The sequence below is a fragment of the Arthrobacter sp. E1SS-5 genome (assembly GCF_057073715.1).
On the sequence record NZ_CP172703.1, the window covers coordinates 2353859 to 2369108 of the forward strand.

Sequence of the window (15250 nt, forward strand, 5' to 3'; positions counted from 1 at the left end):
AGGCCCGACCAACGCGGCGCACGGCAGGCCCGCACCATAAAAACTGCAGGCTCATCCGTTAAAACCGGTGATCGCCAATGTCCTGCTGATGCCATCCAGGGGATGGGCCACGTCCCCGCCGCCCGCCGTCGTGGCCTCCGGGAAGGGCAGGGTCTCTGTCCTGCTGAGGTCCCATGCCATGCTTGCACTGATGCTGATGCCCCGGGGACCGGTCCTGCGGGTGGTGCCGCGGATCAGCAGCAGGCGGGTGCCGAACAGGAGCGGCCCGGCACTTTCCTGGGCCTCGTGGAAGAAGACCGAATCCACACAGCCGGTACCGTCGTCGATGCTGATGAACACCACCCTCCTGCCGCCGCGCATGGGAGGCGTTTGGGTTGCAACGCGCACTCCTGCCACCAGCACTTCAGTGCCGTTGCGCAGACTGAGGAGCTTGTCCGCCGTGGTGACTCCCAGCCCTTCCAGCAGCGGCCGGTGGCTGTCGATCAGGTGGGTGCTGACGTCGACGGCCATGAGGTCCAGTTCTGCCCTGACATTTTCCACCAGTGTGGGGGCGGGGAGCCCGGGCTTGATGTTCCGCAGTTCGATGTCGCCCAGGGGAAGCGCCAACTGCCCCTCCAGCACCTCCATGCCTTTGCGGGTTCCGTTGGCGGTTTGGAGCTGCTGCAGGTGCTGCACCAGGTCCGCGCGGTTGGCCTGGCCTCCTGCTTCCCGGTGCAGGGAATCAAAGGCACCCAGTTGGGCAAGGCGCCGGACGCTTGGCTTGCTAAGCCGCGAGCGCGCCCGAAGGTCAGCCAGCGAATCATAGGGCTGCCCGGCCACGATGCGCTTCAATTCGGCGGCCGACAGTCCGTAGATACCGTTCAGGCTGAGGCGGATTCCCAGCCTGCCGGTGTCCTTTCCGGATTCGATCCGCTCCACCCTGTACTCGGCTTTGCTCCTGTTGATGTCGAGGGGAAGGATGGGGATGCCCAGCCGCCGGGCTTCGGCCACCAGAAGCCGTTTGGGATACATTCCGGGATCGTGCTCCCACAAGCCTGCCAGAAAAGCTTCAGGATGGTGTGCTTTGAGCCAGGCGGACTGGTAGGTGGGAACGGCGAAGGCAGCGCCATGGGCCTTGCAGAAGCCGAAACTGGCAAAGGACTTCAACGTCCCCCATACCTTGTCCACTACCTCGGGGGTGTACCCCCTGGCCTTTGCGTGGCGCCGGAAGTATTCCTCCACCTGCGCCTCCCCCACCTCGTTGCTCAACGCCCTGCGGAACTCGTCGGCCTTGGCCAGCCCGCAACCGGTCATGATGTCCAGGGTTTTCAGGATTTGTTCGTGGAAGACCGTAACCCCGTGGGTTTCCTGCAGCACGGGTTTGAGATCCGGATGCGGATACACCTCAGGGGCAAACCCGTGGCGGTGTTCCAGGAAGGGCCGCACCATGTCCGATTTCATCGGCCCTGGGCGGAACAGGGAGATGTCGATGATGAGGTCGTTGAATTCCCGGGGAGCCATCTTGCCGATCAGTTCCCGCTGCCCGGGGGATTCAATCTGGAAGCAGCCCAAGGTGTGCGTGCTCCTGATCAGTTCGTAGGTTGGTTCATCGTCAAGGGGGACGGCGTTAAGGTCGATCCGGCCATCCCCGGCAATGTAATCCGGCCCTGTGCCGTCAGCTCCCAGCGGGTGCCCGCCGGCTGCCACCACCTCTTTTTTGGTGGGGTGGATGCGGATGATTTCCCGTACTGCGAAAGCCATGGCGCTTTGTATGCGGACACCCAGGACATCGAGTTTGAGCATGCCCATGGGATCCATGTCATGTTTATCGAACTGGCTCATGGGCAGGCCAAGCCCGCTTGGCTGGACCGGGGTACGATCCAGAAGCGTGGCATCGCCCAGTATCACCCCGCAGGGGTGCATGGAGATGTGGCGGGGAAGCCGGTCAAGGCGTTCGGTCAGGTCCACCAGCAGGTCCAACTGTTGGTTGCCATCGGTATCGCGCTGTTCAACCCGGCCTGCAAACTCCCGCAGCTCTGGCTTTTCCTGCAGCGCCTCACGGAACTTTCGCGCCGAGAACCGCCACAGTTGCTTTGCGATCTCCCCTACCTCGCCGTCGTCCATACCCAGCGCCAGCCCGGCGTCGCGTACTGCCCCCCGCGCCCGGTATCCGTTCTGCATGCTCATCAGGGTGACCCGTTCAGAGCCGAACCGCTCAAAAATCCGCCGGTAGACGTTGTGGCGTTCAGCGCTTTCGACGTCGATGTCGATGTCTGGAAGGGTGGCGCGGTCGTTGGAAAGGAACCGTTCAAAAATGAGGTCGTGCTGAAGGGGGTTCACATGGCTGACGTCGATCAGGTAGTTGACCAGGCTGGAGGCCCCCGATCCCCTGGCGGCCGCCCTGACCCCCATGTCCTGGATCATCCGGGATACCTCCGCCACCGTGAGGAAGTAGGAGGAGAAACCGAGGTTGTTGATGATGCCCAGCTCATGGTCCAGCCGAAGCAACATGTCCCTCTCAGCCTTGCCGCTGACACCGGCGAACCGCCTGCCGATTCCCGCATGGCAGCGCTGGATGAGTTCGGCGTGCGGATCCTGCTCGATGCCAATGACTGATGCCTCTGGGACCACCGGCTGCTTCCACCCCATATCGGTGGAGGGATCGATCCGGCAGAGGTCGGCGAGCGCCTCGGTCTGGGCCATCAGCTGTTTGAGGTCCGCGGCACCATAACCTGCAGCGGAAATGATCTCCTTCCCCAGTGCAAGCATTTGCTCCCCGGTTTTCAACCACCCCTGTCCGGTTGGCTGCAGCAGCGGCTCCCCTGCCAGTTCCGGCAGGGACTTCAAGGTCCTGGCAGAGTCCAGGACGTCGGCAGTCGGGGCTCCATCGGCAGCGCAATAGCGGACGGCATTGGTGAGGATGGCTGGTACATGGTGTTCCTCGGCCAGCCTGAGCATGCGGACGGCATGGGCAGTGCTGAACGGGGTACCCGGCGCGCTGAGCTGGGAGACGATTTCCGCCACCACTGTTCCCGCGGGCATGGCATCGATCCATTGCTTGAACAGGGTCCGGGGGCGCAGGTACCTCCGCCCGCCCATTGCCCGGCCGACGTCGGAATCAGGGCCGAGCAGGACAGTCAGCACCGGTTTGAGTGTTTGGGGGTCCAGGGTGCGGGAGGCAAGTTCGGCGCGGGTGACTGCCGCGGGCACCGCTCCCCCGGCCTTCCCCGAAGTCCTGGCGTGGGCATCGGAAACCAGGCGGCAAAGCGCACGGTAACCTGCACCGTTGTTGTTGCCCCTGGCCAGCACCACCGCCCGGCCGGCTACCTGCGTGCGGTGATCGCCGTCGTCGTCAAAGACTGCCAGGTCCACCCCCACAATGGGATCGATGCCGGCAGCCATGCAGGCCTTGAGGTGCTTGATGGTGCCGTACAGGCCGTCCCTGTCGGTGCAGGCAAGGGCAGTGGCCCCGTCCGCGGCGGCTGCCATAGCCAACTCCTCCGGCCAGGAGACGCCGTAGTGGGCGCTGAATGCAGTGGAAACGTGAAGGTGGGTGAAGCTCATGCTGTTCTGTTTCAAGCAGTTCTGGGGCGTAGCGCGTCATGGATCCGCAGCAACCGCCACCGGCCGCTGGGGAGGTGGCGGGACAGGTCAAGGGTGAGTGGTTCTGCGCCGGCAGCATCATTGAACTCCCCGGAACGGGATGGCTTCCGGACGGGCAGCACCTGAATGCGCCAGATTTCGTGGTCCACCACGCCCTGCCCGCTTCCCAAGGGAGCCCTGGCGTCCTCCGCCCACCATTGCCGGCGTTCGTACCACCTGACAGGTTCGGCGCAGACCGTGTAGGACCTGCCCGCCCAGGTAATCGATTCAGGCTGGCCTGCGGCGGAACACACGACGTCAACAGACTCACTGAACATGCCCATGACGCCTCCCCGGACGATAAACCTGAAACGAGTATTCGAACATGTATTCGAATACTGCCAGTCTACGCCGCCTCCGCAGCAAAACATAGGCGGGGGTGGACGGAGCGTGCGGCAGGGAGCAGGATGTTGGCATGAGTACCGATGACGCACTCCTCAAGCAGGCAAGCATCAAGGCCCAGGACTCCACCATCCTTGCCACATTCGATATCGACGGCGCCATTCCGGAATCCGGCGCCTACGTGGTGGGGTTGATGGGAGCCTCGCCGGACTATTCATTCCAGCGGCGGCTGTGCATTGAATTCATGAACGGGGAGGCAATCGCCTGCTACTCGTTCAACCGTGACCAGGGGGTCGAGGAGGACTACGACCTGTCCGGGGTGTCCCATTCGGACAACAGCATTACCGGGAGCTTTCCCCTGTCAGCGCTTGATGGGCTGGGGCAGGGGCACGTCATCTCTGCCTTCAGCGAGGCTGACGGACGGGAGTTCCAGCACGGCGTGCCGGTGGAGGAGGCTCTTTAGGCCACCTCCACAAACACTTTAAAGGTCAGCTGTTTTCTTTGTGGATCCGCAGTTCAAGTTCAATGAACGCGGAAATCATGGCCCGGTACGTTGACTCCACGATGTCCGGGTCGATGTCCTTTTTCTCCGCCGCGGAACGGACATGCTCAATGATGCGCTCCACCCGTCCGGGGGCGCGCACCTCGGCGTCATCACCCTTGAGGGTTCCGGCAATCCTGATCAGCCGTTCGCGGCGGGCGATGAGGGTGACAATCTGCTCATCCACCTCGTCAACGGCAATCCGGACGGCCGCGAGCTGTTCCTTGTCCGCCCGGGCATCCCTGTCGTTTCCTTGAATTGTCGCCATCGTCTGACAGTATCGAAGCATGGAGCCCAGAGTCGACTTTATCTCCCTCGGTGTCCGCAACGTTGCGGATTCGCGCGCCTTCTACATTGACGGCCTTGGCTGGCCGGTCCACCGGGAGGAGGCCGGGGAGGTGCTGTTCATCCAGGTGAACCACGGCCTGGTGCTCTCCCTCTGGGACGCGCGCCAGATGCAGGCTGAAGCAGGCACCAATCCCCCGTCCGGCGTCCCCTGCATCACCCTCAGCCACAATGTGGCAAGTCCGGCGGACGTGGACAGGGTCATGGAGGAGGCAGCGGACGCCGGCGCTGCCATCATCGCCGAGCCGGTCACCCAGCCCTGGGGCGGCTATACGGGTTACTTCGCCGACCCCGACGGCTTCCGCTGGGAAGTGGCCTACAACCCCACCTGGGCAGTGGACGACGCCGGCACGGTCACCGTATGAGGGCAGGGTTCCTTAAGCGGGGCTGCTAGAACAGCGCCTCCACCGGGCGGATCAGTTCCGGGCCGTTGTTCCGGACATTGCCCACTTCCTTGCCCACCGACTCAACCTGCCAGTGGGCGGCGGCATCCTTGACCCGTGACCGCACCAGGTCCACGAGCCCGGCCGCGTCATCGGCCTGAGGGTCCAGCCAGGCTTCCATGGTGGCCTGGTCCATGGGCAGGGGTACCCTGTCGTGCAGTTCCGTTAACTTCCCAAAGATGGTGGATTCCGTACCCGGCGGAGGCGTGTCAGCGGTGAGGATGGACATGGACAGCAGCCAGCGCGCCGGCTCCCCCTGGGGCACGGACAGGTCCCTCCACCATTCATAGAGGCCGGCGAAAACCAGGCCGTGGTCCTGGCCCGGGTGCACATAGTACGGCTGTTTGGACTTCCCGGGGCCCTGCTTCCATTCGTAGTAGCCGTCGGCCGGGACTGCGCAGCGCCGGGACTTTGCCGCTTTCCGGAACGCGGGTTTCTCCAGCACCGTTTCGCTCCGCGCGTTGATCATGCTGGACCCGATTTTCAGGTCTTTCGCCCAGGACGGAACCAGGCCCCAGCGTGCCACGTGCAGTTGCCGTACCTGCCTGGGCCCGGCGTCGTCCTCCTTCAGGCGCTCCAGCACGATGGGGACGGCGTCGGTGGGCGCCACATTCCACGACGGCGGGATGCTCGCCTCGTCCTCCAGTTCGGCGTCGAACTCAGCCAGGAGGTCCCCCACGGCACGGGCCATTACGTAGCGTCCACACATGGCACCAGCTTCCCACCGCCCGCCATAAACTGTCATCCGGCACCGCCCCGGCACTGCTGTACGGGGGAATACCGGCGGCCGCGCTACGGTTGAACGTAAGGAAACCTTCCAAGCGACGTAAAGGAGCTCCCTGTGGACTTCACTCCCGAATCCGGCACCATCACCATGTTTTCCACCACCTGGTGCGGCTACTGCAACCGGCTGAAGAAGCAGCTCGATGCGCAGGGCATCGGCTACAACGAAATCAACATCGAAGAGGTGGAGGGGACCGCAGAGCTCGTGGAGCAGCTGAACGGCGGCAACCGGACCGTTCCCACCGTCCTTTTCCCGGACGGCACCGCAGCCACCAACCCGTCTGCGGCAGAGGTCAAGAGCCGCTTGGCCGCCTGATCGGTTACATCCACCTGCGGCGCCCGCCGTACAACTTTTTGCGGGTCATGCCCCCAGGCTGCTGAACGAGGCAGTTTCCAGGGCGGCATGGCCCGCATACGTTTCCAGCAGGGCCTGCTCAACAGCTGCCACGTCCAGGCCGGGCACCAGGTCATTGGCAGCACCGGCGGTGGCAGGGTCCCAGTCCAGGCCCAGTGCCGCGTAGCTGTCCGTGAGGACCTTGCGGATCGGGGCCGAATCCTCCACCACAATGACGGAGCTGAACAGCCATCCGCCGGACACCACCCGCTGGGCAGTTCCCACAAGTTTCAAGCGCCGTGAGCCGTCCTTCGTGTCGGTGCCGTGCACGCTGAATTCACCGGGGCAGTACTCTCCCGGGATCTCGCCCACCGCCGCCTGCACCCCCACGCTTCGCAGCGCCGTCGCAAAAAGTTCGCCAAAGTAGCCGAACCGCCATTTGGACCCGGCCACGGCATCCGCGTCCGGTTCGATATGGTCCACCACCAGCGTGCCCTGGTGGTAGGCGGCAGCGCGTCCCCCCGCCCTGCGGACCAGGGGTTCAAAACCGTTATCGCGGCAGGCCCGGGCTGCGGCATCGAAACCAGGCAGCCGGGTGTCCCGCTGCCCGAACGCCACGGTGGGAGCAGGCCGGTACAGCCGCAGGGTGGGCCCTATCCCGCCACTCCTGGCCCTGGCCAGCAGCTCCAGGCCAAATTCGAGGTCGCGGCCCGCACCAAGGGATACGTCCTGCCGCACCACGGTAAGCGGGCGGAGTCCGGTAGCGGTGTCTTGCATGGCGAAGCTCCCTGGGCTGTGGCGTCGACGGTTTCGGTGGCGACAGGTTTGATGGCGGCCCGGACAGGCCCTCCCTAGGGTACGCCCGACGGCGGCACGGGCCTTAATGCCCCCGGCGGCCCACCCACAGCGCGTGCAGCAGGGGCAAGGCCGATGCTGCCATCAGCACATTGCTTAGCGCCAGGTCGTCGACGCGGACGATCGCGCCTGCGAGCAGCAGCGCGCCGAAAACCACGGCGGAGGCGGAGCGGCGCACAGCCCTTTCAAGCCGGGCACCCTGCCGCTCGAGCCGCGGAACGGCTACCTGAAGGGATCCCTCGTCGATTCGGGTGGCCAGGGCGTCCAGCCGGCGGGGCAGGCGGAAGGCCACGGCGGCGGCGTCGACAGCCTGCCTGGCCACATCCTGCACAACGTTGCCGCGCTCGTCCCGCAGCAGCTGCGCCGCGTAAGGTTCCACCGAGTCCCACAGGTTGAACCGTTCATCGAGGGCGCTGCAGACTCCGGATGTCAGGGACATGGCCCGGATGATCAGCAGGAAGTTTTCCGGCAGCTGGAACGGCAGCGAACGGACCACGTCGCCGAACTCCACGGCAAAATCGCGGAACTCCCGGGGGTCCACTTCGCGCAGCTCGGCAAAGCCCATGCCGCCGAAGCGGGCAAAGAGCTGTGTCATGGCCCGCTCCAGCCCCGCGCTGTCGGCTGACGGCATCAGGACGCCTACATCGTTGATGGCCGCAACAAGTCCCTTGCCATCACGCGCGGCGGCGGCGATCAGCAGCTTCCGCAGCCCGCTGCGGGTGGAGGCTGTTACCTCCCCCATCATGCCGAAGTCGATGAACGTCAGTTTCCATGCAAGTTCCCCTGTTCCTGGCGGAACCGGGGTCACGAAGATATTTCCCGGGTGGGGGTCCGCGTGGAAGAAGCCGTTGGTGAAGAGCTGGTCGAACATGATGGATGCGAACACGGGCGCAACCTCGGCGGGATCGATGCCGGCGGCCCGGAGCGCCCGGACGTCTGTGATCTTGATGGCCGTCACGTCCTCGAGGGTCAGCACGCGGCGGGTGGTCCGCTCCCACACCACGCCCGGAACCTCCACGCGGTCATCGCCGGCGAAGTCCGCGGCGAAACGCTCTGCGTTGACGGCCTCGTGCAGGTAGTCGATTTCCATGAGGCTGGTCTGGGCGAATTCCTCCACAAGGGCCGGCATGTCGGCCCTGCGGGACACGAGCCGGATGTGGCTGAGCCAGCCGGCCACCTTGCGGAGCGCGGCGAGGTCGACGTCGACGATGGCTCCGATGCCGGGGCGCTGCACTTTCAGGACCACGGCGTCGAGCCCGGTGTCGCCGGCGTCAACGGCATTGAGGCGGGCCCGGTGGGCCTGGCCCAGGGAGGCAGCGGCGATGGGCGTTTGGTCCACGGCGGCAAAGACGCTTGCCAGTGGCGTCCCCAGTTCCTGTTCCGCCAGGGCAGAGACGGCCGGGAAGGCGACCGGCGGCACCTCGTCCTGCAGCCCCTCAAGCTCCTTGGTGATCTCCGGTGGAAGGACATCGAGCCGGGAGGAGAGGAACTGGCCCACCTTGATCATTAGGCCGCCGAGTTCCACGGCCAGATCGTGGAACCGCTGCGCGAAGCGGCGCATCCGGCTGGACCGGGTGCGCGCGGAGATCCGGCCGAGTCCTATCCGCGGCAGGAACAGTTCGAACCACCACGTGGCGGCGAGGTTCCGGGCGGCGAAGCGCAGGATGCGCCGGTAGCGCCCCCGGTGCTCGCGCGTGGGCAGCGGGTCGGCGGCCTTGTCCTGGACAGTCGACGCCACCGGGTCAGTCCTGGGCGAGGATGGCGTACAGCCGGCGCCGGGCCTCGTCCAGCGCCGCCACCGCCTGCTGCACCTGTTCCGGCGAGCCGATCCGGGCCACCTGGGCCGCCGCCTGGGCCAGCTCAATCCCGGCTTTGGGGAGGGAAGCAACTCCGGTTCCGGACTGGGTGCCCGCCGGATCCCAGGGGGCAGCACCGTGGTGGGCCGCCACCTCCTCGCGGCCTGCTTCGGTGAGGGAGTAGATCTTCCGGCCGTTGGATTCCTCGGCGCTGATGGTTCCTTCATCGGCCAGCAGCTGCAGGGTGGGATAGACAGAACCAGCGCTGGGCTTCCAGCTGCCGCCGCTGCGCTCCTCGATTTCACGGATGATCTGGTAACCGTGCATGGGCCGCTCTGCGAGCAGGGCCAGGACAGCTACCCTCACCTCGCCTTTCCCGGCACGGGTTCCACCCCGTTTTTCGAACCTGGACCTCAGCTCTTCGACGGCCTGCCACATCCCGTCGAAATTACCGGGACCGAATCCGCCTGCAGGGTATGACGCGCGCATGATGAACTCCTTTGTCAATCGCGAACGATATACAACGATACTCAGCGATACAGGAGGGCACCATAGCTGCCGGTCACGTCCTCCGAAGCGTCAGGATCTGTTCGGCGCGGCCGAACGGGCCCTGCCGGTCGTGCAGCACGGTGGACGTGAGGCCGATCCCGTCACGGCCGAACGACACGGCATTGTCCAGCCCCAGCCACTCCCCCTCAGGCCTGCGGTACATGTGGATCTGCAGGTCCAGGTTGGGGAACGCGTAGCTGTCCTTGCCGGGCGGAACCCGGGCGGCGATGCCGTTGGCGGTGTCAACCAGTCCCATGAGGCGCGCGAAATCCCCACTGTCGGCCCGGTCGGTGAGCGGATGTTCGGTGCGCAGCCACACTTTCCCGGCCCCTGGCCGGTGCCCTTCGGCCACCCGCATTTCGAGGGACCGGATGTAGCCACCGGGCCAGACGGCAGAGCCGTCATAAGGCTTGCATTCGTCAGGGCCCGGAATGGTGGCGTCCTCGACGGCGGCCACCTCGACGGTGTCGCTGGTCATCATCCGCCACCCGGTGGCGCGGATCGCTGTGCGGCCGCCGGCCACCAGTTCGGCCTGCACCAGTTCGATGGTCCTGCCGGGCCGCAGTGTGGTGGTGTCGATCCTGAACTCCCCACCCGGGATCAGGCCAAGGATCTCGTAGCTGATCCGCGCCATCCGCATGTCTTCCCGGGGCTGGTGCCGTTCCAGGACGTCGGCCAGAAGGCCGGATGCCGGTGCCATGTGCTGTTCATGGGCATTCCAGGCGCCCTGGGCGTGGATGGTGGACCGGAACCGGCCCTCTCCCAGGTCCTGGTAGTAAAAGTTGCCCTCGGCGAGTTCGGGCAGGTCTGCAGTCAAGGCTGGCCCCTTACGAAACATTCAGTGAATTGCCACTAACTCTATCCTTCGCGTGAAGGGCGCGCCGGGGCGGCCGGCGAAATGTTGGAGGATGGCGGCGGCAATCCGGCTAGAGTAAGGAACTGGTCCTGTCAGCAACCCTCAAAAGAGGTGTTTCATGCGCGTCATCAGCTACAACCTCCGCAAGCACGCTGCCAGCGGCGAACTCCTCGCCTTGGCACGGAACCATGACATCGATGCGCTGTGCCTCCAGGAAGTGGATGCCAGCGACCTTCCGGAAACCCTGGGCCCCCTCCATCTCGCCGACGCCACCAAGGGCAACCGGCTGGGGCTGGCCATTTATTACCGCAGCAGCCGTTTTACTGCCCTGGACACCCAGTCGTTCGCGTTGAAGAAGTCCATGCATGACAGGGTGCTGGCCCCGGCCCATGAGCGGCTGATCGGCACCAGGGTGATGGACAACGAAACGCAGCATGAGCTGGTGATCGGCTCTTTCCATGCAGCCCCGCTCACGGCCTCCAATTCGTTGCGCCGCAAGCAGATCCACGCGGCGCACGCCGAACTGCTAAGCATGGGCAGGGGCCTGATGACCCTGATGGTGGGCGACTTCAACTACCCGTTCTTCACCAAGAACCTTGACATGCACATGAAGAACTCCGGATACGCCCTGTCCCTCAGCAACAGGCGGACCTACACCCGGTACAAGGTGTTCAAGGGCCACTTCGATTTCGCTACGTCACTGGGCCTGGACATCGCCAGCGTGGAGACGCTGCCGCGCGGCAATTCGGACCATCTGCCGATCCTGGTGACGGCCGAGTACGGCGAAGGCTACTGACAAAAGGCGCAGTCCGGGTTTACCAGGCTTCCCCGGGATCCAGTCGCGGCAGCAGGTCCGGCCAGGCGGCCGCGAAGCCTGGATGCAGCTCCAGGGCCTCCACCTCGGCTACCGGGATCCAGAGCAGCGCAATGCTTTCGGGATCGCTGATGACGGGCTCGAAGGATTCCAGCACCCGCACCACTACGGTGGTGTAGGACCAGTACCCGTGGTCCAGTACCGAGGTGAACAGCACCTCCACACTCTCCGACGGGACCGCAGCCTCCTCAAAGGCCTCCCGGAGCGCGCCTTCCACCGCTTCTTCGCCCTCATGCAGCGCCCCGCCGGGCAGCCCCCACGTTCCCCCGTTGTGGCTCCAGACGGCGCGGTGCTGCAGGAGCACGCCCTTGGCGGGGTCGTAGGCCAGGACGCCGGCTGCGCCGAACCTGCCCCAGTACCGGCCACGGTCCCCTTCCACCCAGGCGTCGCCCGGGTCGCGTGGACCGGAGCGTGGCGGCGGGGTGGAGGATGTGCTGGAGTACGGAAAGTGATCCATTCCCCCAGTCTGACAGGTGGTGCGGCCGGCCGCAGTCCCGCCGCTCCACCCGTCAGGTGTTGTGTGCTCGGTCGACGGCGAAATCGCCGCCGGGATACATGACCGTTTCGTGCCCGTCGTCAAAGCGGACGACATAGGGCGGGCTTCCGCCCTCGCCGCGGACTTCCACAATAACCCCGTGCCGGTCCGAGGACCCCACTGTCCTTCCGTGCACCACGATGCGGTCGCCTTGGGCTGCCTCCATGGCAATCACCTCCCAGCCCCCAGATTACGACTGCCGGGGGCACGGGAACAGGGCACCATGGCAGGATGCGGATATGCCGTTGAACCTTGTCCTCATCGCCGACACCCACGTGCCAAAGCGCGCCAAAGACCTGCCCGGGCCGGTGTGGCGGGCCATCGAAAGTGCCGATGTGGTGTTCCACGCCGGTGACTGGGTGGAGGCGGCGCTGCTGGACGAGTTCGAGCGCCGAAGCAAGCGGCTGCTGGGGGTGTTTGGCAACAACGACGGCCCGGAGCTGCGCCAGCGGCTTCCGGCGACAACCACCACCACGCTGGACGGTGTCCGGTTTGCGATGGTGCACGAGACAGGGCAGGCAAAGGGCCGCGAACAACGGTGCGAAGCGCTGTATCCGGAGGTCGATGTCCTGGTGTTCGGGCACAGCCACATCCCTTGGGACACGGTGTCGCCCGGCGGGTTGCGGCTGCTGAATCCCGGCTCGCCCACGGACCGCCGCCGGCAGCCCTTCTGCACGTTTATGGAAGCGGTGGTGGACGGCGGGCGGCTGGCGGAAGTCAGGCTGGTGGAAGTGCGCCGGGATTGACGTGGCCGGCCCAAACGGCCGCTTGGCAGGGCGGGGTTGCATTGCCTAGGCTAGGGAACCGTAAGCATGCTTAGCTTTTTGGGGTTTTGCTTCAGTTTCCGGGGCGACGAAACAGCCCGAGTCCGCACGAACAGGAGGACCACCATGACTGACCAGTACACCTTCCGCAATCCCGTGACTGCCTACGAAAAGATTTCCCCGCCCAAGCAGCACCAGCCCGAGCCGGGACTGGATGCCGACCTGGCACCCAAGGCCGATCTGGGCGAAGAAACGTACCGGGGAACGGGACGGCTGGAAGGCCGCCGCGCCATCGTGACCGGCGCGGACTCAGGCATCGGTGCCGCAACGGCCATTGCCTTTGCCAGGGAAGGCGCCGACGTCGTCCTTTCCTACCTGCCCCAGGAAGAGGAGGACGCCTCCCGTATTGCCGGGATCATCGAGGCCGCCGGCCGCAAGGCTGTGAAGGTGCCGGGCGATCTCAAGGATTCGGCGACCTGCCGGGAACTGGTGGATACGGCTGTTGCCGTGCTGGGCGGGGTGGACATTTTGGTCAACAACGCCGGGAAACAGGTGGCCCAGGAGGACCTGCAGGACATCACCGACGAGCAGTTCGACCACACCCTGAAGACCAACGTGTACGCCATGTTCTGGGTGACGAAGGCCGCCGTCCCGCACATGCCGGCCGGGTCGACCATCGTCAACACCACGTCGATCCAGGCGTACAACCCGTCCCCCACCCTGGTGGACTACGCCACCACCAAGGCCAGCATCAACAACTTCACCAAGGGGCTGGCGCAGCAACTGGCCCCCAAGGGGATCAGGGTGAACGCCGTGGCGCCGGGGCCCATCTGGACCCCATTGCAGGTCAGCAGCGGCCAGCCCAAGGAGCAGCTGCCGGAATTCGGACAGTCCACTCCCCTGGGCCGGGCAGGACAGCCTGCGGAGCTGGCACCCGCCTACGTCTTCCTGGCCTCACCCGAGTCCAGCTACGTGGTGGGCGAGACGCTGAACGTCAACGGCGGCAGCCCCACGCCCTAGCGTGAGCGCCAGGCTGGCAGGACCGTCAACAGAAGGTCAGTTAGCCGCCTGGCCGGCCAGGATTTCGTCGGTGGCAGGATCAGGCTGGCCGTCGAAGAACTGGGCCAGGACGGTCTTGAACACTGTTTCTCCGGGTGCCGCCCGGAGAAACAGTGTCATGGACGACCGGAGCTTTTTGGCATCGATGCCGCCGAAAATGTCCTCGGCGGACTGGTCGGCATGGTTCGCCAGGACCAGCGCGCACTCCAGCAGCCGCGGTCCCAGTACCTCGTGGTCCAGGTAGGCGCGCGCCTCGGCGAGTGAAGAGATGGCGTACTTGCGGGACGTTGCGCTCTGCCCCAGGCCAGCGATCTGCGGGAAGACGAACCACATCCAGTGCCCGGATTTCCTGCCGACCTGCAGCTCCCCCAGCGCCTGGTCGTAGGTTCCGGCGCTGTTTTGAGCGGCAACAAAACGGTCAAGGTCAAAGTGCTCGTTCATGTGGATCTCCCGGTTTCGAGGTCAAAGGGTCAAATCGTTTTCGAGGGCGGCTGCCGCTGCCTGAAGCTGCGGATCGGGGTCGTCCCGCCACCGGGCCAGGACCACGCTGGCCCGCTGCCGCTCGCGCTCCCCAAGGCCGGACAGCAGCGGCACCAGGACGTCGGCAAGGAGGGGTTGCGCCAGGTCAGCCGCCTGGGCAGAACGCAGGAAGCCTTCCAGCCGGGTCAGGTCCGAATGCCGGAGCAGGCGCACCCTTGACTGCAACAGCACAACGGCCGCCAACCTGCGCTCAAACACCGGACGGGAGCCGGGCCTGGGCTGTCCCCACAGGGCGGAGGCAAGCATCACCGTGGCGTCGTGGTCCAGGTCCTTGAATTTACGCAGCGTGTCGCGCACCGTGCCGCGCACCGCGCCGATGGAGGAGCCATAAGAGTCCAACGCCCAGCCCAGCCGGTTCCCGACGTCGTCCGCACGGTACCAGGCGCCCTCGTTCTGGAGGGTCCGGTCAACGAACTCCACCGCCGCGGACACCACATCCGCCGGGCCGGTCATCGTCCCCGGCCGGACGAGGCGTGCCGGATACAGAACGGCGTCCACGGCCGGGCTTCCAGCCTGCCTTCGGCAATGGGTTCCCCGCACACGGCGCAGGTTCCATAGGTCCCCGCGGCCAGGCGGGCCAGCGCCGCATCTATTTGGTCAAGCCCGGCCGAGCTCTGCTTCAGGAGGGCCGAAGCCTGCGAAAGCTCGAAAGCAATCGTGACCCCTTCGGGATCGTGCTCGTCATCGACATTGGAGTCCTGCCGGGCCGAATTCGCCGCGGCGATATCAGCCCGCAGCGCCGGCAGCAGCTCCAGCCGCCGCGCCCGCTCCTCTTCGAGCAGCACCCGGAACCGGTGGAAATCTGGCATGGAAACAGCCTAGCGGTCCAATGGCGGACTGATGTATGGAAACGGCCGGTTGCGATGAGGGAGCCGCACTATCATCACGGGTCCGTATCCGTAGCGTTACCTCTCTGGATGCCGGGGCTATAAGGCGACGTCAGGCGAGGACGGCCGGTAACATCCACACGTTTGCGTAATTCGAGAGCCGGACCTCGTCTGTTATCCAAATGT

Annotated in this window: 19 protein-coding genes; 6 read left to right on the forward strand and 13 right to left on the reverse strand. The window is 65.4% G+C overall.

The window, feature by feature from the left end; genetic code table 11:
- Window positions 1-51 precede the first annotated feature (51 nt).
- Both ACIGJD_RS10870 and ACIGJD_RS10875 read right to left on the reverse strand, forming a co-directional pair.
- A complete protein-coding gene (locus ACIGJD_RS10870) occupies window positions 52-3543 on the reverse strand; it encodes a DNA polymerase III subunit alpha (RefSeq protein WP_483686211.1) in 3492 nt (1163 codons plus the stop codon).
- Window positions 3544-3554: 11 nt separating this feature from the next.
- Complete coding sequence (locus ACIGJD_RS10875; protein ID WP_483686212.1) at window positions 3555-3905, reverse strand: hypothetical protein; 351 nt, start codon at window positions 3903-3905, stop codon at window positions 3555-3557.
- 131 nt (window positions 3906-4036) lie between these two features.
- Between ACIGJD_RS10875 and ACIGJD_RS10880 the strand changes: the two genes are divergently transcribed.
- The gene (locus ACIGJD_RS10880) at window positions 4037-4426 is read left to right on the forward strand and encodes a hypothetical protein (protein ID WP_483686213.1); all 390 of its coding nucleotides are present in this window, start codon (window positions 4037-4039) and stop codon (window positions 4424-4426) included.
- A 25-nt stretch (window positions 4427-4451) separates the two neighbouring features.
- Here ACIGJD_RS10880 and ACIGJD_RS10885 read toward each other — a convergent pair whose 3' ends face one another.
- Window positions 4452-4772, reverse strand: coding sequence for a chorismate mutase (locus ACIGJD_RS10885; protein WP_142133710.1), 321 nt, complete (start codon window positions 4770-4772; stop codon window positions 4452-4454).
- Window positions 4773-4791: 19 nt separating this feature from the next.
- On the opposite strand from ACIGJD_RS10885, the gene ACIGJD_RS10890 reads away from it, so the two are divergent.
- Window positions 4792-5214: a VOC family protein gene (locus ACIGJD_RS10890; RefSeq protein WP_483686214.1), complete on the forward strand. Its 423-nt coding sequence runs from the start codon at window positions 4792-4794 to the stop codon at window positions 5212-5214.
- A 25-nt stretch (window positions 5215-5239) separates the two neighbouring features.
- Here the strand turns inward: ACIGJD_RS10890 and ACIGJD_RS10895 are convergent, their stop codons facing one another.
- Complete coding sequence (locus ACIGJD_RS10895) at window positions 5240-5983, reverse strand: SOS response-associated peptidase (protein ID WP_483689475.1); 744 nt, start codon at window positions 5981-5983, stop codon at window positions 5240-5242.
- A gap of 150 nt (window positions 5984-6133) precedes the next feature.
- Between ACIGJD_RS10895 and ACIGJD_RS10900 the strand changes: the two genes are divergently transcribed.
- On the forward strand, window positions 6134-6391 hold the full coding sequence (locus ACIGJD_RS10900; RefSeq protein ID WP_236798496.1) for a mycoredoxin: 258 nt from the start codon (window positions 6134-6136) through the stop codon (window positions 6389-6391).
- A gap of 45 nt (window positions 6392-6436) precedes the next feature.
- On the opposite strand, the gene ACIGJD_RS10905 is transcribed toward ACIGJD_RS10900, so the two are convergent.
- From ACIGJD_RS10905 to ACIGJD_RS10920, 4 genes are all read right to left on the reverse strand, one after another.
- On the reverse strand, window positions 6437-7186 hold the full coding sequence (locus ACIGJD_RS10905) for a lipoate--protein ligase family protein (RefSeq protein WP_483686215.1): 750 nt from the start codon (window positions 7184-7186) through the stop codon (window positions 6437-6439).
- Window positions 7187-7289: 103 nt separating this feature from the next.
- Window positions 7290-9002 (reverse strand): ABC1 kinase family protein, encoded by a 1713-nt coding sequence (locus ACIGJD_RS10910; protein ID WP_483686216.1) that lies wholly within the window; start codon window positions 9000-9002, stop codon window positions 7290-7292.
- Between the two features lie 4 nt (window positions 9003-9006).
- Window positions 9007-9549 carry a PadR family transcriptional regulator gene (locus tag ACIGJD_RS10915; protein ID WP_483686217.1) on the reverse strand — a complete coding sequence of 181 codons (543 nt, stop codon included), beginning with the start codon at window positions 9547-9549 and terminating at the stop codon, window positions 9007-9009.
- Window positions 9550-9622: 73 nt separating this feature from the next.
- Window positions 9623-10426, reverse strand: a complete 804-nt coding sequence (locus tag ACIGJD_RS10920) for a thioesterase family protein (protein ID WP_483686218.1) — start codon at window positions 10424-10426, stop codon at window positions 9623-9625.
- Between the two features lie 157 nt (window positions 10427-10583).
- On the opposite strand from ACIGJD_RS10920, the gene ACIGJD_RS10925 reads away from it, so the two are divergent.
- On the forward strand, window positions 10584-11261 hold the full coding sequence (locus ACIGJD_RS10925) for an endonuclease/exonuclease/phosphatase family protein (protein ID WP_483686219.1): 678 nt from the start codon (window positions 10584-10586) through the stop codon (window positions 11259-11261).
- A 19-nt stretch (window positions 11262-11280) separates the two neighbouring features.
- On the opposite strand, the gene ACIGJD_RS10930 is transcribed toward ACIGJD_RS10925, so the two are convergent.
- Both ACIGJD_RS10930 and ACIGJD_RS10935 read right to left on the reverse strand, forming a co-directional pair.
- Window positions 11281-11796 carry an NUDIX domain-containing protein gene (locus ACIGJD_RS10930; protein WP_483686220.1) on the reverse strand — a complete coding sequence of 172 codons (516 nt, stop codon included), beginning with the start codon at window positions 11794-11796 and terminating at the stop codon, window positions 11281-11283.
- A 52-nt stretch (window positions 11797-11848) separates the two neighbouring features.
- A complete protein-coding gene (locus ACIGJD_RS10935; RefSeq protein WP_483686221.1) occupies window positions 11849-12040 on the reverse strand; it encodes a DUF1918 domain-containing protein in 192 nt (63 codons plus the stop codon).
- A 73-nt stretch (window positions 12041-12113) separates the two neighbouring features.
- On the opposite strand from ACIGJD_RS10935, the gene ACIGJD_RS10940 reads away from it, so the two are divergent.
- Window positions 12114-12620: a metallophosphoesterase family protein gene (locus tag ACIGJD_RS10940; protein ID WP_483686222.1), complete on the forward strand. Its 507-nt coding sequence runs from the start codon at window positions 12114-12116 to the stop codon at window positions 12618-12620.
- A 144-nt stretch (window positions 12621-12764) separates the two neighbouring features.
- Window positions 12765-13658 carry a glucose 1-dehydrogenase gene (locus ACIGJD_RS10945; RefSeq protein WP_483686224.1) on the forward strand — a complete coding sequence of 298 codons (894 nt, stop codon included), beginning with the start codon at window positions 12765-12767 and terminating at the stop codon, window positions 13656-13658.
- A gap of 36 nt (window positions 13659-13694) precedes the next feature.
- Here ACIGJD_RS10945 and ACIGJD_RS10950 read toward each other — a convergent pair whose 3' ends face one another.
- Genes ACIGJD_RS10950 through ACIGJD_RS10960 form a run of 3 tightly spaced genes read right to left on the reverse strand, consistent with a single transcriptional unit; the run spans window position 13695 to window position 15046 of the window.
- Complete coding sequence (locus ACIGJD_RS10950) at window positions 13695-14138, reverse strand: DUF1810 domain-containing protein (protein ID WP_483686225.1); 444 nt, start codon at window positions 14136-14138, stop codon at window positions 13695-13697.
- 21 nt (window positions 14139-14159) lie between these two features.
- Complete coding sequence (locus tag ACIGJD_RS10955) at window positions 14160-14690, reverse strand: DNA alkylation repair protein (protein WP_483689476.1); 531 nt, start codon at window positions 14688-14690, stop codon at window positions 14160-14162.
- Complete coding sequence (locus ACIGJD_RS10960; RefSeq protein ID WP_483686226.1) at window positions 14687-15046, reverse strand: TraR/DksA family transcriptional regulator; 360 nt, start codon at window positions 15044-15046, stop codon at window positions 14687-14689. The genes ACIGJD_RS10955 and ACIGJD_RS10960 overlap by 4 nt, the downstream gene beginning before the upstream one ends.
- Window positions 15047-15250: the final 204 nt, after the last annotated feature.

What these genes read in the sequence shown, in the direction of transcription:
- ACIGJD_RS10955 (WP_483689476.1), bottom strand. Translation starts at nt 14,690, where the DNA reads ATGACCGGCCCGGCGGATGTGGTGTCCGCGGCGGTGGAGTTCGTTGAC.
- ACIGJD_RS10870 (WP_483686211.1), bottom strand. Translation starts at nt 3,543, where the DNA reads ATGAGCTTCACCCACCTTCACGTTTCCACTGCATTCAGCGCCCACTAC.
- ACIGJD_RS10930 (WP_483686220.1), bottom strand. Translation starts at nt 11,796, where the DNA reads ATGGATCACTTTCCGTACTCCAGCACATCCTCCACCCCGCCGCCACGC.
- ACIGJD_RS10890 (WP_483686214.1), top strand. Translation starts at nt 4,792, where the DNA reads ATGGAGCCCAGAGTCGACTTTATCTCCCTCGGTGTCCGCAACGTTGCG.
- ACIGJD_RS10880 (WP_483686213.1), top strand. Translation starts at nt 4,037, where the DNA reads ATGAGTACCGATGACGCACTCCTCAAGCAGGCAAGCATCAAGGCCCAG.
- ACIGJD_RS10895 (WP_483689475.1), bottom strand. Translation starts at nt 5,983, where the DNA reads ATGGCCCGTGCCGTGGGGGACCTCCTGGCTGAGTTCGACGCCGAACTG.
- ACIGJD_RS10915 (WP_483686217.1), bottom strand. Translation starts at nt 9,549, where the DNA reads ATGCGCGCGTCATACCCTGCAGGCGGATTCGGTCCCGGTAATTTCGAC.
- ACIGJD_RS10875 (WP_483686212.1), bottom strand. Translation starts at nt 3,905, where the DNA reads ATGGGCATGTTCAGTGAGTCTGTTGACGTCGTGTGTTCCGCCGCAGGC.
- ACIGJD_RS10925 (WP_483686219.1), top strand. Translation starts at nt 10,584, where the DNA reads ATGCGCGTCATCAGCTACAACCTCCGCAAGCACGCTGCCAGCGGCGAA.
- ACIGJD_RS10950 (WP_483686225.1), bottom strand. Translation starts at nt 14,138, where the DNA reads ATGAACGAGCACTTTGACCTTGACCGTTTTGTTGCCGCTCAAAACAGC.
- ACIGJD_RS10940 (WP_483686222.1), top strand. Translation starts at nt 12,114, where the DNA reads ATGCCGTTGAACCTTGTCCTCATCGCCGACACCCACGTGCCAAAGCGC.
- ACIGJD_RS10935 (WP_483686221.1), bottom strand. Translation starts at nt 12,040, where the DNA reads ATGGAGGCAGCCCAAGGCGACCGCATCGTGGTGCACGGAAGGACAGTG.
- ACIGJD_RS10905 (WP_483686215.1), bottom strand. Translation starts at nt 7,186, where the DNA reads ATGCAAGACACCGCTACCGGACTCCGCCCGCTTACCGTGGTGCGGCAG.
- ACIGJD_RS10960 (WP_483686226.1), bottom strand. Translation starts at nt 15,046, where the DNA reads ATGCCAGATTTCCACCGGTTCCGGGTGCTGCTCGAAGAGGAGCGGGCG.
- ACIGJD_RS10945 (WP_483686224.1), top strand. Translation starts at nt 12,765, where the DNA reads ATGACTGACCAGTACACCTTCCGCAATCCCGTGACTGCCTACGAAAAG.
- ACIGJD_RS10885 (WP_142133710.1), bottom strand. Translation starts at nt 4,772, where the DNA reads ATGGCGACAATTCAAGGAAACGACAGGGATGCCCGGGCGGACAAGGAA.